Origin of the sequence: Arenimonas soli (genome assembly GCF_014643775.1) — a bacterium.
In the GTDB taxonomy this organism is placed as follows: domain Bacteria; phylum Pseudomonadota; class Gammaproteobacteria; order Xanthomonadales; family Xanthomonadaceae; genus Arenimonas; species Arenimonas soli.
In genome coordinates this window covers 1,026,265-1,049,498 of sequence record NZ_BMKC01000001.1, presented here as the reverse complement: position 1 = coordinate 1,049,498, position 23,234 = coordinate 1,026,265, and the positions used below count along the sequence as shown (strand labels likewise).

Below are 23,234 nucleotides of genomic sequence, written 5' to 3'. Positions count from 1 at the left end.
CCCTCACGCCGGACCGGCGCCCTCGAAACGTTGTGGATGGCTGTAGAGGACCTGCCGCCCCGGCCGCGCGAAGCCGACCAGGGTCAGCCCGCAGGCCCGGGCCAGGTCGACCGCCAGGGCCGTGGGCGCCGACACCGCGGCGATCAGTGTGATGCCCGCAGCCGCCGCCTTCATGGCGATTTCATAACTAGCGCGGCTGGTGATCACGGCAAAACCGTCCGTCGTTGAGAGTGACTGGCCCTGCATCGCCCCCACCAGCTTGTCGAGCGCGTTGTGGCGCCCAATGTCTTCACGTACAAGCTGCAGGCGTCCGGCCACGTCGCACCAGGCCGCGGCGTGCAGGCCGCCGGTGGCGGCGTTCATCGGCTGGCGACGCTGCAGGGCGTGCAGCGCGGTTTCCAGGGCTCCGGCGCTGATGACTGGCCCCTGCCCCACCAGCCCCGGGCGCCGCAGTACGTGCTCCAGGTCGCGGCTGCCGCACAGGCCGCAGCCGCTGCGGCCGAGCAGATGGCGGGCCTGGAAGGCTTGCGGTTCGCGCGTGCCAATCCGGATGCGCCAGCCTTCGAGTTCGGGCTGGACTTCGATGCCCAGCAGGTCGTCGGTGCCCAGTCCAAGCTCGGTCAGCGAGAAGCCGTGGGCGAAGTCCTCCAGGTCACCCGGCGAAACCATCATCACCGCGTAGGGCACACCGTCGAATTCCAGGGCCACGGGCACTTCCTCGGCCAGTTGGTCCTGACGCGGGCTGACCTGCCCGCCCTGCAGGTCCAGCACGCTGCGTTCGGCCAGGCCCTCGCGGCGGCGGCCGGCCTCAGACATCGGCAGTCGCGCGGATGCGCACGGGAACGGACTTGTAGCCGGGCGTGCCGGAGTGGGCATCGTGGCAGTCCAGCGGCACCAGCACGTTGCCTTCGGGGAAGTACATGGCCACCGATCCGCGCGGCAGGTCGTATTCCACCGCCGTGAAACCGCGCACGGCGCGGACGCCGGGGTCTTCGGCCGATTCCAGGCAGGACTCGACGTCGATGCGGTCGCCATGCGCCAAGCCTCGGTCGCGCAGGTCCTGGGCGCTGATGAGAACGATGTCGCGACGGCCCTCGACGCCGCGATAGCGGTCGGAGTAGCCGTAGATGGTGGTGTTGTACTGGTCGTGCGAGCGCACGGTGGTCAGCGTAAGCACGCCGTCGCCCTGCAGGCGCAGGTCTTCGTTCAAGCCAGGGGAAACCAGGAAACGGGCCCTGCCGCCCTCGCCCCAGTCGCGCACCGAAGCGCCCACGTAAAGCCGGAAGCCGCCGGGCTCGCGCACGCGCCGGTTGAAGTCGTGGAAGATCGGGAACACCGCTTCGATGCCGTCGCGGATGCGGTCGTAGTCGGCCACCAGGTGGTCCCAGTCCACCCTAGAACCAGGCAGCAGGGCCTTGGCGATGCCGGCGACGATGGCCGGTTCGGACTTGAGCCACGGCGAGGCCGGCTTCAGCCCACCCTGCGAGGCATGCACCATCGACATCGAATCTTCGACGGTGACGAACTGCGGCCCGCGGGCCGTGAGGTCCACTTCGGTGCGGCCCAGGCAGGGCAGCAGGATTGATTCTTTCGCCGTGATCAGGTGCGATCGGTTGAGCTTGGTGGCGATGTGCACCGCCAGGTCGAGCTTTCGCATCGCCTGGAAGGTGATGTCCGGGTCGGAGATCGCCACCGCCAGGTTGCCGCCCAGGCAGACCAGCGCCCTGGAACGACCGTCGCGAATGGCGCGCACCGCCGCCACCGAGTCGTGGCCATGGGCCAACGGGACGTCGAAGCCGTAGGTGCGCCTGATGGCTTCGGCCAGAGCCGGCGTCGGCTTTTCTGTAATGCCCACCGTCCGGTCGCCCTGCACGTTGGAATGGCCGCGGATGGGCGCGATGCCGGCCCCGGGCTTGCCGATGTTGCCGCGAAGCAGCAGCAGGTTCGCCAGTTGGTGCACGTTGCGGGTGCCGAAGCGGTGCTGGGTCATGCCCATGCCGTAGCAGACGATCACGCGTTCGGCGCTTGCGTAGACCCTGGCCGCGGCTTCGATGTCATCGCGGGCCAGGCCGGAGGTGGCGACGATGTCGTCCCAGGACGTGGCATCGAGGTCCTGGCACAGCGCTTCGATGCCGTTGGTGTGTTCGGCGATGAAGGCGTGGTCCAGGGCGTTGTTGGCCACCAGCCACTTCATCATGCCCTTGAGGAAAGCGACGTCGCCGCCGATCTTCACCTGGTAGTAGGTCTGCGCAATGGGTGTGCCCTGCCCGCCCAGCATTTCGGTCGGATGCTGGGGCGAGGCGAAACGTTCCAGGCCGCGCTCGCGCAGCGGGTTGACGGCGATGATCGGCACGCCGCGCAGCGACAGTTCGCGCAGCGTGGACAGCATGCGCGGATGGTTGGTGCCCGGGTTGTGGCCGAAGCTGAAAAGCGCGTCGCACAGCGCGAAATCGTCCAGCGTCACCGTGCCCTTGCCGACGCCGATCGACTGCGGCAGCGCCACCGAGGTGGCCTCGTGGCAGAGGTTCGAACAGTCGGGGAAATTGTTGGTGCCGAACTCGCGCACCATCAGCTGGTACAGGAAGGCGGCCTCGTTGGAGGTGCGGCCCGAGGTGTAGAACTCGGCCATGTCCGGGTCGGGCAGCGCCCGCAGCGCCGTGCCAATGCGGGCAAAGGCCTCGTCCCAGCCGATCGGCAGGTAGCGGTCGCTGGCGGCGTCGTAGGCCATCGGCTCGGTCAGCCGGCCGGCATCTTCGAGCGCGTGGTCGGTCCACTGCCATAGCTGCGACACCGTGCTTTTCGCGAAAAGCGCCGGCGTGGCGCGCTTGCCGGTGGCTTCCCAGGCAACGGCCTTGGCGCCGTTCTCGCAGAACTCGAAGGACGAGGTGTGTTTCGGGTCGGGCCAGGCGCAGCCGGGGCAATCGAACCCCGCAGGCTGGTTGACCTTGCGCAACGCGGCGGTCTCGCGACCCACCGCCATCTGGTCCTTCAGCACCCGCGCCACCGAGCCCAGCGCCGACCAGCCCCCGGCCGGGCCTTCGAAGGGCTCGATACCAGGCACCTTGGATTTGAGGTCTTTCGCCATCTCGGACCGCCAGCGGCTTGGGTGGCCAGTCTAGCGCCGCCCGCGACCAGGGTCTGCGCTAGAACTCCGGCGGCGAGCCAGTCCAGAGCGAAGGCGTCTGCTCAAGCCAGTGGCGGGCGTCTTCCTCTTGTTCGAAAACATCGCCTTCGAAGGCGAGGGACCGGGCCAGCACGACGTCGAAGCGTTCACCGTCGTTGAGCTCGGCGGGGCTAACGAAGGCCACCTTGACCCGGCCCTGTGCCGTGGCCGCCCAGCGCCGCACCATGCCCAGGCGCGCCACGACGTCGGGCTTCCTGAATCCCGACATCCCGCGCAGGTCCACGAGCAGGCGCCGGACACCTTCCTCACGGGCCTGGCGGATGCACGCATCGACGTCGTCCACGGCCTGCGCGAAGGTCATTTCACCGTCGATCTGGATGGCGCGGATCTGGTCGGCCACGGACGCTCCCGGCCCTACTTCTTCTCTTCAGGCTTGTTGACGAACTTTTCCAGCATCTTCTTGCCTTCGGGTGACTGCGCCAGGCCCTCGAGCATGCTGGCGATGGCGGTGCCGCCGTCGGCGGAGAACAGGTCCATCACGCTCGACAGGCCCTTGCCCGGCGAACCGGCGTTGGAGATCACCTTGACGTCGGCGGACTTCAGGGCCTCGGCCTGGGCCATGCCCACGGCCTGGGCGGCTTCGATGTTGCGGATGCCCAGCAGGTAGTTCTGGTAACCCTGGTCGGCGCCGATCTTCTCGGCCAGCTTGATCTGCGCGTCCACCGGCGCCATCAGGATGGCGGTTTCGGCGGCACCCTTGGCGTGGCCCTCGGCGGTGATGCCCTCGGCGTTGCGCTTGGCGGCCTCAAGCTGGCCTTCGGCGGTAAGCACGGTCTGCTGCTTGTTACCTTCCGCCGAAACGATGGCCACCTGCTTGCTGGCTTCGGCCGAGACCACGGCCACCTGCTTGGCGGCGTCGGCCTGCACGATGGCCACGTCCTTGGCCTGGGCGGCGGCGATGACCGCTGCCTCGCGGGCGATTTCGGCGCCGCGCACGGTGTTCACCTGCACCACGTCCATTTCCTTGGCGGCGGTTTCGCGCTGCTGCACCTTCACCTGCTGCGAAGCCTGCTCGTTGGCGACGCCGACGTTCTTGTCCTTTTCGGCCGTGCGCAGGCCCACCTGTTCGGCGGCCAGCTGGCGGGACATCTCGATCTCGCGCTTGGCGGCGATTTCGGCCATCTCGGCCTGGCGGCTGTTGTCGGCCACGACCAGGCGCGATTCACGCTCGATCCCCGAGGTGCGCTTGGCCATGATGTTGTGGATGACGTCGCTGTCCTTGGAGTCGCGGATGTCCATCAGTTCGATGTTCTTGATCGCCTCCACGCCCCAGCCACCCAGCTGCGGCTGCACTTCCTTGGTGAAGGCTTCGCCGAAGCGGCTGCGGTCGAGCATGATCTGGTCGATTTCGTGCGCGGCCAGCACGGTACGCACCGAACCCTGCACGATGGCGGTGAGCTGCTGCTTGAGCTCTTCGAACGAAGCGACGCGCTGGGCGGCGGTATTGGAATCGCTGATGCGGAAGAAGGCCATCACATGCACCAGGAAGGGCACGCGTTCCTTGTCGTAGGCGGCGTAGTCCGGCAGGTCGATGGCGAAGTTCGACACCGGCAGCGTGACCCGGGTCAGGCCGATCATGGGCAGGCGCGACGGCCACTCGTAGTAGGTGTTTGAATCGAAGCCCTTGCCGTAGGACACCGTGTTCTTGCGCGTCTGCACGATGTGCACTTCGTTCACCGGCACCACCCGGCGCAACGCGATGACCCAGAAGAAGGCCGTCACCAGGGCGATGCCCGCGGCGGAGGCCAGACCGATGAGAATCAGGGACGAAGTGAGCATGAAGGATCCGAGGCAGGTGGAGTCGCGGAAGTATAGGGTCGGAATGCACGGCCAGAGGCGACTTTTTCGCCCCTGTGGCTAACTGGGCACCGTTGGGCACCTCGGGCAGCGACCGCATCCAGGCCACGATGTCGCGCACCTCGCGCTGGCTCAGGTGCTGCCCCGAACCTTGTGATACCCCTGAGGCCGCTTCAACCAGGGCAGTTAGCGGTATTGAACAAGTGAAACGGATCGATGGCCTGAATCCGGCCGCAGGGACTTCCGGTGCCCGCCGCCCGGCAGTAGGCTGGCCATCCGACCCGCGCCCCCGCGCTATGGCAGGAGAAACCCCATGAGTTATGTCGACGGCTTTGTTCTGGCGGTACCCAATGCCAACAAGCAGGCTTTCCTGGATTTCGCCGGCAAGTTCGACCCCATTTTCAAGGAGTTCGGCGCCCTGCGCGTGGTCGAGTGCTGGGGCGACGACGTGCCCGACGGCAAGCAGACCGATTTCAAGCGCGCCGTGCAGTGCAAGGACGACGAAACCGTGGTGTTTTCCTGGATCGAATGGCCCGACAAGGAAACCCGCGACGCCGGCATGAAAAAGATGATGGAAGACCCGCGCATGGATCCCAAGACCAATCCCATGCCGCTCGACGGTGCGCGCATGATCTACGGCGGGTTCCGCCCGGTGCTGGACATCTGAACCGGCTTTTGCGCTAGCCTGAGGCAACTTCCCACGCAATATTGGGAGGGCATATGCAAGCCCGAGTCTCCGCCTTGCTGCAACGGGCGGACGTGCAACTTGACGGCGACAGGCCCTGGGACCTGCAGGTACGGAACCCGAGGATGTTCGCCCGCGTCCTGGCCGAGGGCTCACTGGGACTGGGTGAGTCCTATATGGACGGGGACTGGGATACCGGTTCCCTGGACGGGCTGCTTGCGCGCCTTCTGGCCGCCCGGCTCAATCGCCAGGTGCTGGGCTGGGGCGATTATTGGGTCTCGTTGCGCGCCTGGCTCATCAACGTGCAATCACGACGACGCGCCTACGTGGTCGGCAAGCGCCATTACGACCTGGGCAACGATCTCTACCAGCTGATGCTGGGCAAGCGGCTCGTCTACAGCTGCGGCTATTGGCGCACGGCGGCCAACCTCGACGCTGCCCAGGAAGCCAAACTGGACCTGGCCTGCCGGAAGCTGGAACTCGCCCGGGGACAGCGACTGCTCGACATAGGCTGTGGCTGGGGCGAGGCGCTGAAGTTCGCCGCCGAACGCTACGGGGTGAGCGGCATCGGGCTGACGATCTCCCGGGAGCAGGCCGACTATGCCCGCGAGCTGTGCCGTGGCCTTCCCGTCGAGATCCGGCTGCAGGACTACCGTAGCTTCGATGAACCCGTGGACCGGATCCTGTCGATCGGCATGTTCGAACACGTTGGCGTGCGCAATTACCGGCGCTTCTTCCAACTCGCCGCACAGTGCCTGCCGGCCGACGGGCTGGCGCTGCTGCACACCATCGGCACGAACGTCTCGACCAACCACACCGACCCGTGGATCGACCGCTACATCTTCCCCAATTCCATGCTGCCCTCGGCCGCACAAATAGCCGCTGCCAGCGAGGGTCTGTTCGTGCTGGAAGACTGGCACAACTTCGGCACCGACTACGACCGCACCCTGCAGGCCTGGCGGGACAATGTCGAAGCCGGTTGGGACCGCCTGCCGGCCCGCTACGACCAACGTTTCCGGCGCATGTGGCGTTACTACCTGGCCGCCAGCATGGCGGCCTTCCGGGTCCGCAACATCCAGCTTTGGCAGATCATGCTTTCGCCCCGCGGCCGGCCCGGGGGTTACGTGGCCCCGCGCTGACAAACCCGCAATCGTGGACAATGGGCCCATGCGAACCTTCGTACTCAGGGCCCGGGCGGCCCCCACGGACAGCGCCAAACTACTGGCTTCGGTCGGCGGCGACGCGCATGCGGAGATCCTGGCCCATACGCTGATGAACGCCATTTTCGTGGCCCAGTCGCACCGGCCCGACGTGGTGGTGTACCTGGTGCTGGAAAGCACCCAGGACTATTCGCGCACGATCCGGTTCGAAGCCAGCGCCATGCACGAGATCGGTGGTTTCAACGAAGCCGCCCTGCTGGCCAAGGTCGCCAAGGCGCTGGACGCCTCCCGGGGCATGGGCAAGGAAGAAACCCGCCCGGTGGAAAGCGGCGTCACCGTGCAGACGATCAGCTTCGAACGGCTGGTGCAGCAGCTGGCGGAAACCCACCCGCTGTACGTGATGGACAAGAAGGGCAAGCCGATCCGCGAGCAGGCCTTTCCCGGCAACCCCTGCTTCCTGCTGACCGACCACATCCCGATGCCCAAGAACACTTTCCACACCCTGGACCGCCTTGGCGCGGTGCGGATAACGCTGGGCAAGACCATGCTGTTCGCCTCCCAGTGCGTGGTGCTGATCCACCACGAACTCGACCAGCGCTGACGAAACCCGCTGCCGGCTGCATCCAAACACCCCTGTCCTGCCCTCCAGTCAACACAAGCAGCGCCGACGTGGCGCCGCGCAAGGCTGATGGAGTGAGTTATGCGACGGGGACGACTGGTGATGGCAATGCTTTTGGTGGCAAACCCGGGACTGGCCCCGGCGGCCGATGAGGCCAGGGAAACACTCGCCGGACAGATGCCGCAGTGGCTGGCGCAAAGCGGCACCCCCAGCGCCGGCGTGGCGTTGATCCGGGATGGCCAGGTGCAGTGGACCCTAGTGCGGGGCGAGCAGGCCGAAGGCGTGCCCGCGACGAAGGACACGCTCTACAACGTGGCCTCGCTGACCAAGCCGGTTACCGCCGAAGTGGCCCTGCGGGCGGCGAGCGAGGGGCTGGCGGCTCTGGACGCGCCCATGACCGGACACTGGACCGACCCCGACATCGCCGCCGACCCACGGCGCGACGAACTGACCGCCCGCCTCTGCCTGTCGCACCAGTGCGGCTTTCCCAACTGGCGCCACGAAACCGACGACGTGCTGGCCATCCAGTGGCCGCCCGGATCCCGGCCCAGTTATTCCGGCGAGGGCTTCGAGTACGTCGCGCGCTACCTGCAGCACGCCGCGGGCATGCCCCTGGAAGCCCTGGCCGAGCGCCTGGTCTTCAAGCCGGCCGGCATGCACCGCACGGCGTTCACCGGGCAAGCCTGGTTCGAAGGCCATGTCGCCGCCCCCCGCGGCCCGGACGGCAGCGGGGGCGAACCCGATGTCCGCCAGCAGGCGTCCGCGGCCGACGACCTGCACAGCAGCATCGGCGATTACGCCCGCTTCGCCGCCAGCGTGGTCCGCGGCGACGGCCTTTCGGCCGACGTGGCACAAAGGCGATGGCTGATCGACCACGACGTTTCCTCGCAGCTGTGCCAGCCCGGCCGGCTGGAGGGTGACGCCTGCCCACGGCGCATGGGTTTCGCCCAGGGCTGGGTGAGATACGAAACCAAGCGCGAAACCGTGTTCTTCCACGGCGGCGGCGACTGGGGCGAGCGCGCTTTCGTGCTTATCGTCCCCGAGCGCCAGTTTGGCATCGTGGTGCTTACCAATGGCGCAGGCGGCATGGCGGTGGTCCGCGATACCGTCGCCGCACTGTATGAAAACCCCGCCGTCCACGCCTTCCTGCAGATGCAGGCCGGAGCAAACCCATGAACATCACCGAGTTCAACCCCGACATCCTGGTCCCGATGACGTTGCTGGTCGTCGCCCTGTTCGCTTTCAGGGCCTGGCTGGTGCACCGCGACCAGGGCCGAAAGGCCCTGCAGCAAACCCTGCGCGCCGCCATGGACGGCGGCGCCGAGCTTCCCGCCGAGGTCTGGTCGCGGCTGGTGGCCGCCGTCGACCCGAAGCGCCTCGACCTGCGGCGCGCCATCGTCTTTGGCGTGCTGGCGGTCGTGGTCGCGGCCCTGGGCTGGCTGCTGCCGCTGCAGGACCCCGCAGGCCGGCAGGCCTTCCTGGCGGTGTCGGTGATGCCGGCGGCGCTGGGCCTGATGCACCTTGTCTTCTGGCGCTTCTGGCACCGCGGCTGATGGACGACGATGCGGGCCTTGATGCCCGCCTGGTCGAAGCGGCCGCCCTGGGCGACATGCCCGCGTTCGAGTGCCTGGTGCGACGGCACCAGGGCGTGGTCCGCGCCCTGATGCGGCGGCTGACCGACCATGCCACGGCCGACGACCTGTGCCAGGCCACCTTCCTGCTGGCCTGGCAGAAGCTGGCGGGCTTTCGCGGCGGCAGCTTCCGCGCCTGGCTGTGCACCATCGCCTACCGGCTCAATGCGAAGCAGCAACGCCGCAGGAAGCAAGGGCAGGATGACGAAACCGACCTGCCGGACCCGGACCAGGCCCAGGCGCTGGGGCCACGCATCGACCTCGACCACGCCATCTCGGCCCTGCCCCCGGCGCAGCGCCACGCCATCGTGCTGTCGAGCCTCGGTGGCCTGAGCCACGGCGAAATCGCCGACCTGACCGGCTGGCCGCTTGGCACGGTCAAATCACACGTACAGCGCGCCAAGCGGCGCCTGCGCGACGCCCTGGAGGGCTATGCCGATGAACAATGACCCCGATCGCCGCGACGATCTTGATCTCGCCCTGGATGCCTGGGCGACGCGCGTACAACGAAGTGAATACGACGAAGCCTTCGTCCGCGCCACCCTGGACCGCCTGCGCCGCCGGGAACGGGCGCGCAGGCTGCTCAGCCTCGCTGTCGTGCTGGTGGCCGGCGTCACGGCCCTGGCCCTGCCCGGGATCAGCGTGCTGGCGCAGGCGTGGCCGCAACTGCAGGCACTGCCCGATTCGGCCTGGCTGGGCGCGCTGCCCTACGTGCTGGCCGCCGCCCTCCTGGTCGCCGGAACGCTGTCGCTTGCCGGCGACACGCTGGGGCTCGACGCCTGACGCCGCCGCCCGACCCTAGCCGAAGCGCTTGCGATGGCGGTCCAGGACGTCGGCGACTTTCGCCAGCGCATCTTCCACTTCCTTCTTGAAGCCGCCGGCGGGCAGCTCCCGCACGGCGGAATGGGCGGCGCAGACGATGGAGGTCTTCGACCAGGCGGAGGCCAGCCAGCGCGCCCAGCCGGCGTAGGCGTCGGCGGCGCCGGCGCTTTGCGTCAGCGCACGCGACAGCATGGGGTGCATGCGCAGCGACGACTGCGGCAGGATCTTGCCCAGCGTTCCGGACGCGGCCATCACGTTGAAGGTGTCGTCCACGTGCACGATGCCGCTTTGCCGGTGGCGCACCAGCACCGAGGCCACGTGCACGCGCTCGTCGGCGCAGACGAAGTCAACGCCCTCGGGCACGGACAGGTTGAGCAGGTCGGCCAGCGGATGGTCGTCTCCCCAGGTTTCGACCGGCGTCTGCGACCACGGCAGCGCCGGCGCCTTTTCGCGATGGCGTGCGGTGCCGTACAGCGCCGCCGCCGGGAACAGCGCGTGCATGGCCTCCACGTACATCGTGTGGAACGGATGCACGTGGACCACCGCATCCACCTTTTCGCCGTTGCCGGTGAGCGCCATCAGCTGCTGGCGCTGGGCGTCGTCGAGGTCGCAGCCGTCGATGATGACGAAGCGGCCATTGCCGCGCCTGACCACCGACATGTGCGTGCCGATGTTGATGCCAACGACGCGGAACACGCCGCGGATGTTCCAGAAAGTGTCGGCCAGCTGCTTCATTGTTTTTGTCCGGAGATTACGGCGACAGCCAGTCAGGCGCCGGGATTTGTTGGTGTGCCTCGACCAGCGCCTTCGACCAGCGTTCGCGGACCATGGCGAAGTAGGCATCGTCTTCGTCCAGCCGCTGCTCCACGATGTCGTCGATGCTGTCGTTGCGGTAAACCAGCAGGTCCAGCGGCATGCCGACGCTAAGGTTCGAACGCAGGGTCGAGTCCATGGAAATGAGCGACAGCTTCACGCCCTCCTCCAGCGACGTGCCGCGGGTGACGGCGCGGTCGAGCATGGGCTTGCCGTACTTGTGCTCGCCGATCTGCAGGTAGGGCGTGTCGGCCGTGGCTTCGATGAAATTGCCGGCGGCGTAGATGTGGAACAGGCGCAGCGTGCGGCCGGCGATCTGGCCGCCCAGCATGATCGAAACATCGAAGGACACGTCCTGCTGCTTCATCGCCTCGCCGTGGGTGCGGTGCACCCGGCGCACGGCCTCGGCCACCAGCGCCGCGGCGCGGAACATGGTGGGCACGGTGTAGATGGTTTCGACGTTGCCGGTTTCCGGGTCGGGCAAGCCGTCCTGGATGAGGTTGATGACGGCCTGGGAAATCGCCAGGTTGCCGGCCGTCAGCGTCGCCATCAGGCGCTCGCCCGGCACGTGGAACTTCTGCAGCTTGGAAAAGCAGGAAATGTTGTCGAACCCGGCATTGGTGCGGGTGTCGCCCAGCATCACCAGGCCCTCGTCAAGCAGCAAGCCAACGCAATAAGTCACTTAGGGATTCTCCATCGAACGCGAACGCTATTGGCTAGTCTGCGCCAATTGCGTGATGTTCACACTGACATCCAGGGTTTCGTCGTCGCCACCCCGGCGCAGGCCGCGCACGGGGGCGGCGTCGCGGTAGTCGCGGCCGCAGGCCACGCGCACGTAGTGTTCGTCCGGCGACACCCGGTTGGCCGGGTCGAAACCCACCCAGCCCAGGCCATCGACGAACAATTCGGCCCAGGCATGGCTGGCGGCCGGGTAACCGACCTCCATCGGGCACAGGTAGCCGCTGACGTACCGGGCCGGGTAGCCCAGGTGGCGGGCCGCGGCGATAAGCACCTGGGCGTGGTCCTGGCAAACGCCGGTACCGGCGGCGAAGGCCTCCGCGGCGCTGGTTTCGGCGTGGGTGGTGTCGCTTACGTAGTCCACCTGGTCGCGCACGGCATTGACCAGCCGGTGCACGCACTCCAGGCCGCCGCCCTCGCCCGCCGCGGCGTCGGCCAGGGCGATGATGCCCGGCGAAGGCAGGGTCAGCGGCGTGGGCTTGAGGAAGAACATCGGCGGCAGGCCGCCGGCGTCCTCGCCGTGCACGCCGCTCTTGTCGAGCGTGCGCACCTGGGCGCGCACCGACAGGTGCAGGTCGCTGATCTGGCGATCGATGGCGTGCGTGGCCACCGGGTTGCCGAAACCATCCACCCCGGTGGACGGCAACAGCTTGCCGTTGACCTCCACCCGCCAGGACTTCACCTGCTGGCTGGCGCTGGGCGCCGGCCACAGCCGCAGGGCCTGCACCACCAGCCAGGCAGGCTGGCCGTAGTGGTAACGCGTGTCGTGGGCGATGGTGAGCAGCATCAGAACAAGTGTCCCTTGGCGATCTCGGCCCCCAGGTCGCGGGTGCGGTCGATCACATCGGTAAGGTATTCGTGCAGGCCGTCTTCGATAACCGTGTCGATGTTGGCGAAGCGGAGGTGGGCATACATGGCGTGCGCGTGGCGCTTGGCGTCGGACGCCAGCTGCGGGTCCTGGGCCTTGATGGCGTCCAGGTGCTGGGTGATCTGCTCGTAGCAGAACGCCAGCGAACGCGGGAAGACATCCCGCGAGATAAGCAGCTCGGCCACGTGCGCCGGCTGCACCCTGCCCTTGAACAGCACCCGGTAGGCGCGGCGGGCGCCGACCACGCGCAGGATCGCCAGCCACTGGTAGTAGTCGACCACGCCGCCGACGTCGCTGACGTCGGGCAGCTGCACGTGGTACTTCACGTCCAGCAGGCGGGCGGTATTGTCGGCGCGCTCCAGGAACTGCCCGGTGCGGATGAAGCAGAAGCTGTCGCGCCGCAGCATGCCGTTCGAGCACACGCCGTGGAACAGGCCCACGCGCGCCTTCACCCAATCCAGGAACTCGGCCAGGCGGTCGGCGTCGAGCGGGGTCTGGATGAAATCGGTCAGTTCGATCGAGGTCTGGTTCACCGCTTCCCACATCTCGGTGGTCAGCGAGGTGCGCACCGAGCGCGCGTTGCGGCGGGCGGTTTCGATGCAGTTGACGATGGACGAGGGATTGTCGCGCTCGAAGGCCAGGAAGCGGATGACGCTTTCTTCGTCCGGGGTGTCGCCGGCGGCGTTGAAGCTTTCCCGGCAGCCGGACGCGACGATGGCCGATTCCCATTCGCTGCTGCGGTTGGTGTCCACGCGCACGGCGTTCATGTGCCCGGCCACCTGCAGCAGCCGCGCCACGTAATCGGCCCGCTCCATGTAGCGCGCCAGCCAGAACAGGTCGCCTGCGGTCCTTGCGAGCATCATTCCTCCAGCACCCAGGTGTCCTTGGTACCGCCACCCTGGGACGAATTCACCACCAGGGACCCTTCCTTCAGCGCCACGCGGGTGAGCCCGCCGGGCACCACGCGCACCTTGTCGCTGCCCGACAGCACGAAGGGGCGCAAATCAACATGGCGCGGCGCCACGCCCGATTCCACGAAGGTGGGCACGGTGGAAAGCGCCAGCGTGGGCTGGGCGATATAGGTTTCAGGCTTGGTCTTCAGCAGGTCGCGGAACTCCTGCAGCTGCGCCTTGCTGGCCTGCGGGCCGACCAGCATGCCGTAGCCGCCGGAGCCGTGGACGGCCTTCACCACCAGTTCGTCCAGGTGTTCAAGCACGTACTTGAGTTCGTCGGCCTTGCTGCAGTCGTAGGTGGGCACGTTGGAAAGTAGCGGCTCTTCGCCCAGGTAGAAGCGGATCATTTCCGGCACGTGGATGTACACGGCCTTGTCGTCGGCGATGCCCGCGCCCACGGCATTGGTGAGGGTGAGGTTGCCGGCCCGGCTGGCGAAATGCAGGCCGGGCGCGCCCAGGGCCGATTCGGGGCGGAATACCAGCGGGTCGAGGTAGTCGTCGTCGATGCGGCGGTAGATGACGTCCACGCGTTCGAGGCCGGCGGTGGTGCGCATGTAGCAGATGTCGTTGCGCACCAGCAGGTCGGCGCCTTCGACCAGGTCGATGCCCATTTCGTCGGCCAGGAAGGCGTGTTCGTAGTAGGCGCTGTTGTGGATGCCGGGCGTCAGCAGCACCACGGTGGGCTCGCCGTGGCAGTTGGCGGGCGCGACCGAGCGCAGGGTTTCCAGCAGTTCGTCGGCGTAGTGCGCCACCGGCGCCACCCGCGCCCTGCGGAACAGATCGGGGAACAGGCGCTGCATCACCTCGCGGTTTTCCACCATGTACGACACGCCCGACGGCGTGCGGCAGTTGTCCTCGAGCACGTAGTAGTCGTCGGGCCCGGTGCGCACCATGTCGATGCCCGAGATGTGCGAATAGATGTGGCCCGGCAGATCCAGCCCGTTCATTTCCGGGCGGAACTCGGCGTTGTGCAGGATCAGCTTCTCGGGGATACGCCCGGCGCGGATGATGTCGCGGTCGTGGTAGACGTCGTGCAGGAAGGCGTTCAGGGCCTTGGCGCGCTGCTCCAGGCCCTGGCGCAGGCGCTGCCATTCGGCCTGGGCCATCACGCGCGGGATCAGGTCGAAGGGGATGAGTCGTTCGGCGTCGCCACCTTCGGTGTACACCGCGAAGGTGATGCCGATGCGGCGGAACAGGACTTCGGCCTCACGGCGCTTGAGCGCCAGCTGTTCAGGCGTGGCGGATTTGAGCCACGCATCGATCATCGCGTAAGGCGGCCGGATCTGGTCGGGCCAGCCCATTTCGTCGAACGGCGGCGCTTGCGGCGTCATCCTGGCTCCTTCAACGAATGAAAGCTCAGGGTAACACCTCGACTTTTCGCGGATTCACGCAATCTTAAGGCCGATGAACGGTTCAGCCGCCGCAAGATCGGCTGCCGGCCCATGCGGATACACCGCCGCGCGGCCCTGGAACGCGAGGATGCCGGGCTTCTGCACCACGCCCCGGTCGATGTTCAGCGCCCGGCTGAGGGTTCCGTCGTGCTCCCAGCCTTCGCGGCCGCGGGCCATGGTTTCCATGTACACCACCAGCGCGGCGGAAATCGAGCGCGTCGCGCTTTCCCACAGGTAGCTGGGCGTGTGGTCGACGGCGTAGTAGTCCACCGTGCCCACCTTGAACATGGGCTCGGCGAAGGTCGTCGGCTTGGCGAAATGGAAGCCCATGCCTTCATCGCAGCTGACATCAATGACCAGGCTGCCCGGCCGCAGGCAGCCGGCTTCGTCTTCGGTGACGAAGTCGAAGGGGCTGGCGGGGTTCTGGAAGGTGCCGTTGATCAAGATGCCGGCTTCGCTGATCAGTTCACCCAGCGGGCGGCGCGAGCCGTCGTGTTCGACCACCACCACGCGGGCCTCGCCGGCCAGGCCGGCTTCCAGGCGCACGTAGTGGCAGTCCAGCACTTCCTCGCGCACTTCGTGGTCGGGGCGCTGGATGCAGATGGTGATGTCGCGGAAGCCATGCGCCTTCAGGGCGTAGATGGCGCCACGACTGACCGCACCGAAGCTGAAGATGATCACCTTGCGCTGGTTGCCGTAGTGGCCGTCGATGCCCTTCAGGGCCAGCGCGTGCAGCACGGCGCAGTAGCCGGCCATTTCGTTGTTCTTGTAGAAGGTGTGCCGGCCGATGCGCCCGTCCGGACCCCAGACGAACATGTCTTCGAAGGCGATCAGCGTCAGCTTGCGGTCGATGGCGGCCTGGGTGATGGCGCGCTGCTGGGCGCAGTGCACGTAGCCCCACAGCAGGCCGCCGGGTCGCAGTTCCTGCAGGTCGGCCACGGTGGGCTTGGCGATGACCACCGTGCCGGCCTCCGCCAGCAGCTGCGCCCGCGGCGCCACGCCGCCGGACTGGGCGGCGAGTTCGCCGTCGGAGACGTCGAAAGCGTCGCCATAGCCGGTTTCGAACACCATCTGCCGCCGCACCGCCTCGGGCAAGCGCGGCAGGTGGTCGGGATGCACGGGAAACCGGCGTTCGTCGGGCTTGCGGGACGTACCCACAATGCCGATGGAATTCGGACTAAGGCTCATGGCGGGTCCTTGATAAGGCGCGCCACGGGCAGCCAAGCGGGAGGCGGGAGTACGGCGGACGTGCGGCACCGGCGGGCCGGTGGCAGGGGGCGGCAGCGGGCCGAAGGCCCGTGCAACGGACAGAGTGCGCCTTCGGGCGTTAGTCGGGCGTGAGGTGCACCCAAACTCAGGTTCCGCTATATACGAAGCCCCCTGCTTTCCAACAGGAGCCCCCCCATGATCCCCAAGAACCTGATCTGCCTGTGGTACGACGGCACCGCGCTCGAGGCCGCGCAGTTCTACGCCGCCACATTCCCCGACAGCGAGGTCAAGGCCGTGCATCGCGCGCCCGGTGACTACCCCTCCGGCAAGCAGGGCGACGTGCTGACGGTGGAGTTCACCGTCATGGGCATCCCCTGCCTTGGACTGAACGGCGGCGACACCTTCAAGCACAGCGAGGCCTTCTCGTTCCAGGTGGCCACCGACGACCAGGAAGAAACCGACCGCTACTGGAACGCCATCGTCGGCAACGGCGGCCAGGAAAGCGAGTGCGGCTGGTGCAAGGACAAGTGGGGGTTGTCGTGGCAGATCACCCCGCGCGTGCTCACCGAGGCCTATACCGACCCCGACCCGGCCGTGGCCAAACGCTGTTTCGAAGCCATGATGACCATGCGCAAGATCGACATCGCCGCCATCGAGGCCGCCCGCAAGGGCTGACTTCGGCTGCCCGGGCGTCTCTGGCACACTGGGCTCCACCCACCAGCCGAGGAAGCCGACATGAGGATTGCGACGTCACTGAGCGCCCTTATCGTGATCACGGCGCTGGCCACCGGCTGCGGGCGAGGCGGTGAAACGGAAGGCAGCGCCAGCGAGGCCCCGGCGACGCAGGCTCCGGCCACTCCACAAGCCCCGGCCCCCGCCGGCTTCATCGAAATCGACGGCCAGACCTGGACCGTGATTACCGACGTGCAGTGCATGGTGGCCCCCGGCCCGGTGGTGGCCATCGCCGGCCACGCCGCCGAAGATGAAGGCACCGAAATCGTGGTTGATTTCAACCTGCCCGACGGCCCGACCGGCGTCAGCGTCAGCCCGTCCAACGGCACCACCGAGTGGCACGCCGAAAGCGCGATGAACTTCGACATCACGGGCAAGCGGGTCAGGGGTGCCGGCTACTTCGCCGGGAGCCTGCGCGGTGCCATGCGACAGGCCCAGGGGCGCTTCGAGATCACCTGCCGTTAGTCGACCTTCGGGCAGCCGGACGTTGCCCCACCCTGATCAACGCATGACTCCTTCGAGCCATGCTTCGACCAACGCAAGCTTTTCCTTGTCGTCCAGGCCCTGGCCCTGTAGCGACTCCCAGGTCGGGAACGAGAGCGCGTGCCGGATCGTGGCCACGGCACGCTTGTGTGCTTTGCTACCGCGGCGCCCCGGCGCCAGTGCCGCAGCCTGGTCGGCCAGCAGGTGGTCGTATTCGGCCAGCACGGGCTGCAGCACGGGCACGTCGGGCGCCTCGCGATGGGCTACCGACCACATGCGCCGGGTCGCGGCGTAGTAGGCGTAGAAAGCCGCCAGGGCCGCGGATATCCGCTTCGCCGGGTCGACCACGCTTTCCCATTGGGACGGATCGGGCGGCGGATTGCGCCGGCCCCACTCCCCGGTGCACGCCGCGAACACCGCCGCTTCGTCCGGGAAATGCCGGTAAACGGTGAGCCGCTGCACGCCGGCCCGATCGGCAATGGCGCTGATGCTTGTCGCCCGGGGCCCCAGCTCTTCGTGCAGCTGCATGGTGGCCTCGACGATGCGCTGGCGGGTTTCTTCCTGGCTCTCGGCGCGCCGCCGCATCCGGTAGTTTCGCTTTTCGTTCATTCATGAATCATAGGTGTTCACTGAATACTTGACAAGCCCGCCGGACCGGATTTAGGCTGCTTTTCCCTAAACAGCCATGTTCACTGATTATGACTTCCGACACCCCCGCCCCCTCCCTGGCCCCGATCCAGGCCCTCGGTTCCGAATGGACGGCCCTTCCCGCATGGGCCGAGATCCCCGGCCTTGGCATGCTTGCCAACAACGCCTTCGTCCACGCCGGACGCGAGCCGATGCTGGTCGACACCGGCATGGCGCCGTTCGGCGACAGCTTCATCAACGCGCTGGGCAGCGTGCTCGACCCCGCCGACCTGCACTGGATCTGGCTCAGCCACGCCGACCCCGACCACACCGGCAACCTGCAGCGCATACTGGCGCTTGCGCCCAAGGCACGCGTGCTCGTGGGCATGCTTGGCCAGGCGAAACTGCAGCTGGCCGGCATGGACGTTTCCCGCACCCAGGTGGTGATGCCCGGTGACGAACTGACTCTCGGCGACCGCCGCCTGCGTGCGGTGCGCCCGCCCACCTACGACGCCCCGGAAACCCTGGGCTTCATCGACGACGCCGGTGCCATGTATGCCGTGGACAGCTTCGGCGCGATCCTGCCGGGCGCGACCCCGAGCCTGGACGACGTCAGCGAGGACACCTTGCGCGATGGCCTGGTCACCTGGGGAGCCATCGATGCGCCCTGGCAGGCCGACCTGGATGCCGGGCTGCGCAGCCAGCGCTTCGGCGCGGTGGAGCGCCTGTCACCCTCCCTGCTGCTGACCGCACACCTGCCGATCGGCACGCGCAGCGGACGGCGGCTGGCACAGGCCGCGCTGGCCGCCTCGGCCAGACTTCCCGCCGACATGGCCGCGCTACACGCCGGCGTAGCGGCCGCGACGGCCGGCGTGTCCGACCAACTGGCCCTGGCGTGAAGCCTTCGGGCCGCCGTCAGGCGCGGTCGCGCCGGCGGCGGTCCAGCCAGCCCATCACCGCGCTGGCGGTCAGGCCGTGGAACAGGATCGACAGCACCACCACCATCACCACCACCGCCCACAGCTCGCGTGAATCGCGGAAGTAGGCGTGGTTCATGGCGAAGGCCAGGTAATAGAACGAGCCGATGCCGCGCACGCCGAAGATGGCAATGGCCCAGCGGTCGCGCGGCGGCACCTTGGCGCCGATCAGCCCCAGCCAGCCGGCGACGGGGCGGACCACCAGCACGAACACCAGCGCGAAGACGACGCCTTCCCAGCTAAGGGCCGACAGGATGCCGCTGGCCAGCGCGCCACCCAGCAGCAGCAGCATCAGGGCCATCAGCAGCTTCTCGCACTGCTGGGCGAAGGTGTCGAGCACGCCGTGGAACTTGCTGGTTTCTTCCTTTTGGCGGATGACCAGCGCGGCCACGAACACCGCCAGGAAACCGTAGGTGTGGCATAGCTCGGCCACGCCATAAACGATAAGCGTGATGGCCAGGGCGGTGAGGCCTTCGCCACTCTTGGACAGCGTGGGCTCCTTTTCGCTGCGGAAAATCAGCAGCATCAGCGCGTAGCCCACCAGGATGCCGATCGCCGCGCCGCCCAGCACGCGCCACAGCACGTCGATGGTGATCCATTTGTTCCAGTCCACCGGCGCGCCATCGGTGGCCAGGGCCAGGGCCACCGCCAGCCAGACGAAGGGAAAGGCCAGGCCGTCGTTGAAGCCGGCTTCCGAGGTCAGCGCGAACCGCACCGGGTCTTCGCCGCCCTCGCCGGGCGCATACACCTGCACATCGCCGGCCAGCACCGGGTCGGTGGGCGCCAGCACCGCACCCAGCAGCATCGCCGTGGCCACGCTGTAGCCCAGCCAGGCCTGGCCCAGCCACAGCCCGGCCAGGATGGTCAGCGGCATGGTGATACCCAGCAGCCGCCAGGTCAGCGACCAGCGCTTCCAGCCAAAGCGGGTGTCGATGCGCAGGCCCACGCCCACCAGCGCCACCAGCACGGCCAGTTCGGTCAGGCGTTCGGTGATCAGCGGGAAACGCACCGGATTGGCCGGCACCAGCGGCAACGGCAGCGTGTACACGAAGGCGCCCAGCGCCACATAAAGGATGGGCAGGGTCAGCGGGTTGCGCTTGACCAGGTGGGGCACCCAGGCGGCGCCCAGAAGCGCGAGCCCGACCAGCAACAGCGCGAATTCGTAGGCGTCCATGCGGTCTCCGACAATGCCGCCCCGAAGGCCGGCATGGCCTTCGGACTTGTCGGTCTAGAGTAGCCCGTTGCGGCGATCGCCGCGCCGGAATCCGCCGGGCACGGGGCGACAGGCCCGGCAGGCGCCGCCGCCCCGCCCCGGTTTGCCGGGCGTCAGGCGGCGTTGGCCTTGGCCATGGCGTGCACGTCCTTCGCTGCGAGCGGCTGGCCGCCGATGGCCCAGTCGCCGCCTTCGAACTCCTTGATGCGCACCCAGGTGACGCCGCGCAGGGCTTCGCCTTCCACGGCGACCACGGCTTCGGTGACCTTGTTGATCAGGGCCTGCTTCTGCTGCGGGGTGAAAACGTCCTTGATGACGTCGATGGTGACCAGGGGCATGGGTTTCTCCTGCTTGGGTTGGGGAGGTGCCAGTTCACACCCGCCCGGCCGGCAAGGCTTGGAGGTTTCCTGGAGAAGTGCTGGAGATATGACATTCCACACTGCCTGGCAGCGCCTTTGGCGGCCCTATACTGCGCCATGATCTACCGTTTCGACGGCTTCGAGCTGGATCTGGCCAGGCTGGAACTGCGCGCCGGCGGCGCCGTGCGCCCGCTGGAACCGCAGGTGTTCGCCCTGCTCGCGCTGCTGGTGGCCAACGGCGAGCGCGTGGTGTCCCGCGACGAAATCATCGAAAAGGTCTGGGACGGCCGCGTGGTGTCCGATTCCGCCATCGACAGCCGGGTCAAGACCGCGCGGCAGGCCCTGGGCGACGACGGCCGGACCCAGCGTTTCATCAAAACCCTGCACCGCAAGGGCTTTCGTTTCGTCGCGCAAGCGCGGGTGGTTCGCGCCGAGCCTTTGGTGACGGTGGCGGCTGCCGATGACGAACCCGCGGCGGCGACGCCGGGCGTCCGGCCTTCCATCGCCGTGCTGCCCTTCCGACTGATCGGCCAGAACGCCACCTACGCCACCCTGGCCGATGCCCTTGCCCACGAGCTGATCGCCGACCTGGCCCGGCTGCACTGGCTGTTCGTCACCGCACGCGAGTCCTCGTTCCGCCTGCGCGGCGCCGAAGCCGACCCCGGCGAAATCGGCCGGCTGCTGGGCGTTCGTTATTACCTGTCCGGCAGCGTCGAACAAACGGGGAGCCGCCTGGCCGTCATGGTCGAGTTGACCGATACCCGCGACGGCGGCGTCGTTTGGGCCGAAAACTTCGTGGTGCCCCTCGGCGACGTGCACCCGCTGCGCGAAGACATCCGCGCCAAGACCCTGTCCGCACTGGAAATACGCATCCCCGCGCACGAAGCCACGCGGGCGCGCCTGTCGGTCAGCGAAAACCTGGACGCCTGGTCGGCCTACCACCTGGGCCTGCAGCATATGTACCGCTTCAACCGCAGCGACAATGCGACGGCCCTGGCCCTGTTCCGGCAATCGATCGCCAAGGACCCCGGTTTCGCCCGCGCCCATGCCGGGCTGTCATTCGTGCACTTCCAAAGCGCCTTCCTGCGCCATAGCGAAGACATTGCCGGCGAAACCGCCCTGGCCCGCCAGCTCGCCGAACGCGGCGTCGAACTCGACCCGCTGGACCCCTTCGTAAACTTCGCCATGGGCCGCAGCTACTGGCTGGAAAGCGACCTGCACGGCAGCCTGGGCTGGCTGGAGCGCGCCACCGCGCTGAGCCCGCACTACGCACACGGGCTTTACGCGCGGGCCTGGGCCGAGTCGCTGTCGGAGCGCGCCCTGGAAAGCCGCGAACACGTGGACCTGGCCATGCGCCTGAGCCCGATCGACCCGATGCACTACGCCATGGTCGGCACCCGCGCCTTCACCCACCTGGTGCAGGGCGAGGATGCCGAGGCGGCGGATTGGGCGGATCGGGCGGCACGGGCGCCGGGAGCCCATGTGCTGATCGCCCTGATCGCCGCCGTGGCGCATGCGCTGGCCGGCAATGCCAGCCAGGCCCAGGCCTGGGTCCGCAACGTGCAGTCCCGGAACCCGGCCCTGCGCAGCGGGGACTTCTTCCGGGCCTTCCCGATGCAGTCGGCATCGGCGCGGGCGCGGGTTTCGACGGCGCTCGGCGATCTGGGCTTCTAGAGCCCAGCCCCCTGCACCATCGGCGGCCAGCGATGGGCACAGACACCCATTACCAATGATGCTGGCGCCCCAGGCGTCGCCCCGGTATGTTTTTGAAACACATGGCCGGTACTGTTCCGGCCACGAATCGGGGAGAAAAGACATGGGTCTTGTGCAGGCGGTGGTGGGTTCGGTCGGTGGCGTGCTGGCCGACCAGTGGAAGGACTTCTACACGGTACCAAGCGGCCTGCCGGCCACGGCCGCGCTGTTCGCCGCCGTGCCGCAGGGCACCAATGCCGGGCGCGGATCGAATACCAGCGCCTCGTCCAACATCATCACCAACGGCTCGAAGATCGTCGTGCCCGAAGGTTACGGCCTGCTGCTGATGCAGGACGGCGCCATCACCGGCTTCGCCGCGGAACCGGGTGGCTACGAGTGGCGTTCGGACGACAACAACTCCAAGTCCGTGTTCGCCGGCGACGGCCTGGTGTCTTCGCTGATCAAGCAGAGCTGGGAGCGCTTCAAGTTCGGCGGCCAGCCGGGCTCGCAGCAGCGCGCCTTCTTCGTCTCCCTGAAGGAACTGCCGGACAACCGCTTCGGCACCCAGTCGGAAATCTACTGGGACGACGGCTTCCTCAATACCCAGGTCGGCGCGGTGACGCGTGGCTCGTACACGCTCAAGATCACCGACCCTATCCTGTTCGTGAAGAACTTCGTGCCGGCCAAGTACCTGCAGCCCGGCCAGGTGTTTGATTTCACCGACATCGACAACGCCGCGGCCAGCCAGCTGTTCAATGAAGTGGTGGGTTCGCTGGCGCCGGCCTTCAGCCTGTATACGAACGACCCGGGCAAGGGCAACCGCATCACCAAGCTGCAGCAGGACTCGGTGGGTTTCGCCAAGAGCCTTTCGGCGGCGGTGGAACACGCCTACCAGTGGAGTTCCGACCGCGGCCTGGCCATCGTCAAGACCGCCATCATTTCCATTGAATACGACGCAAACACCAAGGAACTGCTCAAGACCGTGCAGCGCGCCGATGCGCTGACCGGCAGCCGCGGCAATTCCAACCTGCAGGCCAGCGTGGCGGCCGGCATGCAGTCGGCCGGCGAGAACAGCGGTGCGGCGGGCCTGGTGGGCCTGGGAATGGCCGGCGGCATGATGGGTGGCGTGGGCAGCCTGCAGCAGCCGGTGGCGCCGGCCGCGCCGGCGGCCGATGACCCCATCGCCAAGCTGAAGAAGGCCAAGGAGATGCTGGACCTGGGCCTGATTACCCAGGACGACTACGACGCGCTCAAGGCCAAGGCCCTGGGCCTGTAAGCGAC

Annotated in this window: 25 protein-coding genes; 12 read left to right on the top strand and 13 right to left on the bottom strand. The window is 67.5% G+C overall.

The annotated features are described in order from the left end of the window. Positions 1-3: 3 nt before the first annotated feature. From fdhD to IEX13_RS05010, 4 genes are read right to left on the bottom strand one after another with little or no spacing between them, the layout of a single operon-like run. Positions 4-816, bottom strand: coding sequence for a formate dehydrogenase accessory sulfurtransferase FdhD (fdhD, locus tag IEX13_RS05025; RefSeq protein ID WP_188661878.1), 813 nt, complete (start codon positions 814-816; stop codon positions 4-6). Next, positions 809-3,085 carry an FdhF/YdeP family oxidoreductase gene (locus tag IEX13_RS05020; protein WP_188661877.1) on the bottom strand — a complete coding sequence of 759 codons (2,277 nt, stop codon included), beginning with the start codon at positions 3,083-3,085 and terminating at the stop codon, positions 809-811. The genes fdhD and IEX13_RS05020 overlap by 8 nt, the downstream gene beginning before the upstream one ends. Positions 3,086-3,143: 58 nt before the next feature. Further along, the gene (locus tag IEX13_RS05015) at positions 3,144-3,524 is read right to left on the bottom strand and encodes an STAS/SEC14 domain-containing protein (RefSeq protein ID WP_188661876.1); all 381 of its coding nucleotides are present in this window, start codon (positions 3,522-3,524) and stop codon (positions 3,144-3,146) included. A gap of 14 nt (positions 3,525-3,538) precedes the next feature. Then, a complete protein-coding gene (locus tag IEX13_RS05010) occupies positions 3,539-4,963 on the bottom strand; it encodes an SPFH domain-containing protein (RefSeq protein ID WP_188661875.1) in 1,425 nt (474 codons plus the stop codon). A gap of 331 nt (positions 4,964-5,294) precedes the next feature. Between IEX13_RS05010 and IEX13_RS05005 the strand changes: the two genes are divergently transcribed. From IEX13_RS05005 to IEX13_RS04975, 7 genes are all read left to right on the top strand, one after another. Then, positions 5,295-5,648 (top strand): DUF1428 domain-containing protein, encoded by a 354-nt coding sequence (locus tag IEX13_RS05005; protein WP_188661874.1) that lies wholly within the window; start codon positions 5,295-5,297, stop codon positions 5,646-5,648. A 53-nt stretch (positions 5,649-5,701) separates the two neighbouring features. After that, a complete protein-coding gene (gene cfa, locus IEX13_RS05000) occupies positions 5,702-6,805 on the top strand; it encodes a cyclopropane fatty acyl phospholipid synthase (protein WP_425488999.1) in 1,104 nt (367 codons plus the stop codon). Positions 6,806-6,833: 28 nt separating this feature from the next. After that, positions 6,834-7,427, top strand: coding sequence for a tRNA (pseudouridine(54)-N(1))-methyltransferase TrmY (gene trmY, locus IEX13_RS04995; RefSeq protein ID WP_188661871.1), 594 nt, complete (start codon positions 6,834-6,836; stop codon positions 7,425-7,427). Positions 7,428-7,553: 126 nt separating this feature from the next. Beyond that, positions 7,554-8,621: a serine hydrolase domain-containing protein gene (locus tag IEX13_RS04990; protein WP_188661869.1), complete on the top strand. Its 1,068-nt coding sequence runs from the start codon at positions 7,554-7,556 to the stop codon at positions 8,619-8,621. Beyond that, positions 8,618-8,998 carry a hypothetical protein gene (locus tag IEX13_RS04985; RefSeq protein WP_188661867.1) on the top strand — a complete coding sequence of 127 codons (381 nt, stop codon included), beginning with the start codon at positions 8,618-8,620 and terminating at the stop codon, positions 8,996-8,998. Before IEX13_RS04990 ends, IEX13_RS04985 begins: the two co-directional genes overlap by 4 nt. Continuing rightward, positions 8,998-9,525 (top strand): RNA polymerase sigma factor, encoded by a 528-nt coding sequence (locus tag IEX13_RS04980; protein ID WP_188661865.1) that lies wholly within the window; start codon positions 8,998-9,000, stop codon positions 9,523-9,525. Before IEX13_RS04985 ends, IEX13_RS04980 begins: the two co-directional genes overlap by 1 nt. After that, complete coding sequence (locus IEX13_RS04975) at positions 9,515-9,859, top strand: hypothetical protein (RefSeq protein WP_188661863.1); 345 nt, start codon at positions 9,515-9,517, stop codon at positions 9,857-9,859. Before IEX13_RS04980 ends, IEX13_RS04975 begins: the two co-directional genes overlap by 11 nt. A gap of 15 nt (positions 9,860-9,874) precedes the next feature. Here IEX13_RS04975 and IEX13_RS04970 read toward each other — a convergent pair whose 3' ends face one another. From IEX13_RS04970 to IEX13_RS04945, 6 genes are read right to left on the bottom strand one after another with little or no spacing between them, the layout of a single operon-like run. Beyond that, a complete protein-coding gene (locus tag IEX13_RS04970) occupies positions 9,875-10,633 on the bottom strand; it encodes an MBL fold metallo-hydrolase (RefSeq protein WP_188661861.1) in 759 nt (252 codons plus the stop codon). Between the two features lie 16 nt (positions 10,634-10,649). Continuing rightward, on the bottom strand, positions 10,650-11,393 hold the full coding sequence (locus IEX13_RS04965; protein ID WP_188661860.1) for a proteasome-type protease: 744 nt from the start codon (positions 11,391-11,393) through the stop codon (positions 10,650-10,652). Positions 11,394-11,420: 27 nt separating this feature from the next. Then, the gene (locus IEX13_RS04960) at positions 11,421-12,236 is read right to left on the bottom strand and encodes a transglutaminase family protein (RefSeq protein ID WP_188661859.1); all 816 of its coding nucleotides are present in this window, start codon (positions 12,234-12,236) and stop codon (positions 11,421-11,423) included. Further along, a complete protein-coding gene (locus IEX13_RS04955) occupies positions 12,236-13,177 on the bottom strand; it encodes an alpha-E domain-containing protein (RefSeq protein ID WP_188661858.1) in 942 nt (313 codons plus the stop codon). The genes IEX13_RS04960 and IEX13_RS04955 overlap by 1 nt, the downstream gene beginning before the upstream one ends. Then, a complete protein-coding gene (locus IEX13_RS04950) occupies positions 13,177-14,601 on the bottom strand; it encodes a circularly permuted type 2 ATP-grasp protein (protein ID WP_229668452.1) in 1,425 nt (474 codons plus the stop codon). The genes IEX13_RS04955 and IEX13_RS04950 overlap by 1 nt, the downstream gene beginning before the upstream one ends. A 54-nt stretch (positions 14,602-14,655) precedes the next feature. Next, positions 14,656-15,849: a N(5)-(carboxyethyl)ornithine synthase gene (locus IEX13_RS04945; protein ID WP_188661857.1), complete on the bottom strand. Its 1,194-nt coding sequence runs from the start codon at positions 15,847-15,849 to the stop codon at positions 14,656-14,658. A 216-nt stretch (positions 15,850-16,065) separates the two neighbouring features. Between IEX13_RS04945 and IEX13_RS04940 the strand changes: the two genes are divergently transcribed. Further along, positions 16,066-16,545 carry a VOC family protein gene (locus tag IEX13_RS04940; protein WP_188661856.1) on the top strand — a complete coding sequence of 160 codons (480 nt, stop codon included), beginning with the start codon at positions 16,066-16,068 and terminating at the stop codon, positions 16,543-16,545. A 60-nt stretch (positions 16,546-16,605) separates the two neighbouring features. Then, positions 16,606-17,067 (top strand): hypothetical protein, encoded by a 462-nt coding sequence (locus IEX13_RS04935; protein WP_188661854.1) that lies wholly within the window; start codon positions 16,606-16,608, stop codon positions 17,065-17,067. A gap of 36 nt (positions 17,068-17,103) precedes the next feature. On the opposite strand, the gene IEX13_RS04930 is transcribed toward IEX13_RS04935, so the two are convergent. Next, positions 17,104-17,694, bottom strand: a complete 591-nt coding sequence (locus IEX13_RS04930; RefSeq protein ID WP_188661852.1) for a TetR/AcrR family transcriptional regulator — start codon at positions 17,692-17,694, stop codon at positions 17,104-17,106. 188 nt (positions 17,695-17,882) lie between these two features. On the opposite strand from IEX13_RS04930, the gene IEX13_RS04925 reads away from it, so the two are divergent. Continuing rightward, entirely contained in the window at positions 17,883-18,611 is a 729-nt protein-coding gene (locus tag IEX13_RS04925) for an oxygen-binding di-iron domain-containing protein (protein WP_188661850.1), read from the top strand. A 16-nt stretch (positions 18,612-18,627) separates the two neighbouring features. On the opposite strand, the gene IEX13_RS04920 is transcribed toward IEX13_RS04925, so the two are convergent. Beyond that, positions 18,628-19,863 (bottom strand): cation:proton antiporter, encoded by a 1,236-nt coding sequence (locus IEX13_RS04920; RefSeq protein WP_188661848.1) that lies wholly within the window; start codon positions 19,861-19,863, stop codon positions 18,628-18,630. A gap of 152 nt (positions 19,864-20,015) precedes the next feature. Further along, a complete protein-coding gene (locus IEX13_RS04915; RefSeq protein ID WP_188661846.1) occupies positions 20,016-20,240 on the bottom strand; it encodes a tautomerase family protein in 225 nt (74 codons plus the stop codon). 138 nt (positions 20,241-20,378) lie between these two features. On the opposite strand from IEX13_RS04915, the gene IEX13_RS04910 reads away from it, so the two are divergent. Both IEX13_RS04910 and IEX13_RS04905 read left to right on the top strand, forming a co-directional pair. Continuing rightward, positions 20,379-21,935: a winged helix-turn-helix domain-containing tetratricopeptide repeat protein gene (locus IEX13_RS04910; protein ID WP_188661844.1), complete on the top strand. Its 1,557-nt coding sequence runs from the start codon at positions 20,379-20,381 to the stop codon at positions 21,933-21,935. A 142-nt stretch (positions 21,936-22,077) separates the two neighbouring features. Then, positions 22,078-23,229: an SPFH domain-containing protein gene (locus tag IEX13_RS04905; RefSeq protein WP_188661842.1), complete on the top strand. Its 1,152-nt coding sequence runs from the start codon at positions 22,078-22,080 to the stop codon at positions 23,227-23,229. Positions 23,230-23,234: the final 5 nt, after the last annotated feature.

Coding starts and splice junctions, on each gene's coding strand:
- fdhD (WP_188661878.1), bottom strand. CDS start 816: ATGTCTGAGGCCGGCCGCCGCCGCGAGGGCCTGGCCGAACGCAGCGTG.
- IEX13_RS05020 (WP_188661877.1), bottom strand. CDS start 3,085: ATGGCGAAAGACCTCAAATCCAAGGTGCCTGGTATCGAGCCCTTCGAA.
- IEX13_RS05010 (WP_188661875.1), bottom strand. CDS start 4,963: ATGCTCACTTCGTCCCTGATTCTCATCGGTCTGGCCTCCGCCGCGGGC.
- IEX13_RS05005 (WP_188661874.1), top strand. CDS start 5,295: ATGAGTTATGTCGACGGCTTTGTTCTGGCGGTACCCAATGCCAACAAG.
- cfa (WP_425488999.1), top strand. CDS start 5,702: ATGCAAGCCCGAGTCTCCGCCTTGCTGCAACGGGCGGACGTGCAACTT.
- trmY (WP_188661871.1), top strand. CDS start 6,834: ATGCGAACCTTCGTACTCAGGGCCCGGGCGGCCCCCACGGACAGCGCC.
- IEX13_RS04990 (WP_188661869.1), top strand. CDS start 7,554: ATGCTTTTGGTGGCAAACCCGGGACTGGCCCCGGCGGCCGATGAGGCC.
- IEX13_RS04985 (WP_188661867.1), top strand. CDS start 8,618: ATGAACATCACCGAGTTCAACCCCGACATCCTGGTCCCGATGACGTTG.
- IEX13_RS04980 (WP_188661865.1), top strand. CDS start 8,998: ATGGACGACGATGCGGGCCTTGATGCCCGCCTGGTCGAAGCGGCCGCC.
- IEX13_RS04975 (WP_188661863.1), top strand. CDS start 9,515: ATGAACAATGACCCCGATCGCCGCGACGATCTTGATCTCGCCCTGGAT.
- IEX13_RS04970 (WP_188661861.1), bottom strand. CDS start 10,633: ATGAAGCAGCTGGCCGACACTTTCTGGAACATCCGCGGCGTGTTCCGC.
- IEX13_RS04960 (WP_188661859.1), bottom strand. CDS start 12,236: ATGCTGCTCACCATCGCCCACGACACGCGTTACCACTACGGCCAGCCT.
- IEX13_RS04955 (WP_188661858.1), bottom strand. CDS start 13,177: ATGCTCGCAAGGACCGCAGGCGACCTGTTCTGGCTGGCGCGCTACATG.
- IEX13_RS04950 (WP_229668452.1), bottom strand. CDS start 14,601: ATGACGCCGCAAGCGCCGCCGTTCGACGAAATGGGCTGGCCCGACCAG.
- IEX13_RS04945 (WP_188661857.1), bottom strand. CDS start 15,849: ATGAGCCTTAGTCCGAATTCCATCGGCATTGTGGGTACGTCCCGCAAG.
- IEX13_RS04940 (WP_188661856.1), top strand. CDS start 16,066: ATGATCCCCAAGAACCTGATCTGCCTGTGGTACGACGGCACCGCGCTC.
- IEX13_RS04935 (WP_188661854.1), top strand. CDS start 16,606: ATGAGGATTGCGACGTCACTGAGCGCCCTTATCGTGATCACGGCGCTG.
- IEX13_RS04930 (WP_188661852.1), bottom strand. CDS start 17,694: ATGAACGAAAAGCGAAACTACCGGATGCGGCGGCGCGCCGAGAGCCAG.
- IEX13_RS04925 (WP_188661850.1), top strand. CDS start 17,883: ATGCTTGCCAACAACGCCTTCGTCCACGCCGGACGCGAGCCGATGCTG.
- IEX13_RS04920 (WP_188661848.1), bottom strand. CDS start 19,863: ATGGACGCCTACGAATTCGCGCTGTTGCTGGTCGGGCTCGCGCTTCTG.
- IEX13_RS04915 (WP_188661846.1), bottom strand. CDS start 20,240: ATGCCCCTGGTCACCATCGACGTCATCAAGGACGTTTTCACCCCGCAG.
- IEX13_RS04910 (WP_188661844.1), top strand. CDS start 20,379: ATGATCTACCGTTTCGACGGCTTCGAGCTGGATCTGGCCAGGCTGGAA.
- IEX13_RS04905 (WP_188661842.1), top strand. CDS start 22,078: ATGGGTCTTGTGCAGGCGGTGGTGGGTTCGGTCGGTGGCGTGCTGGCC.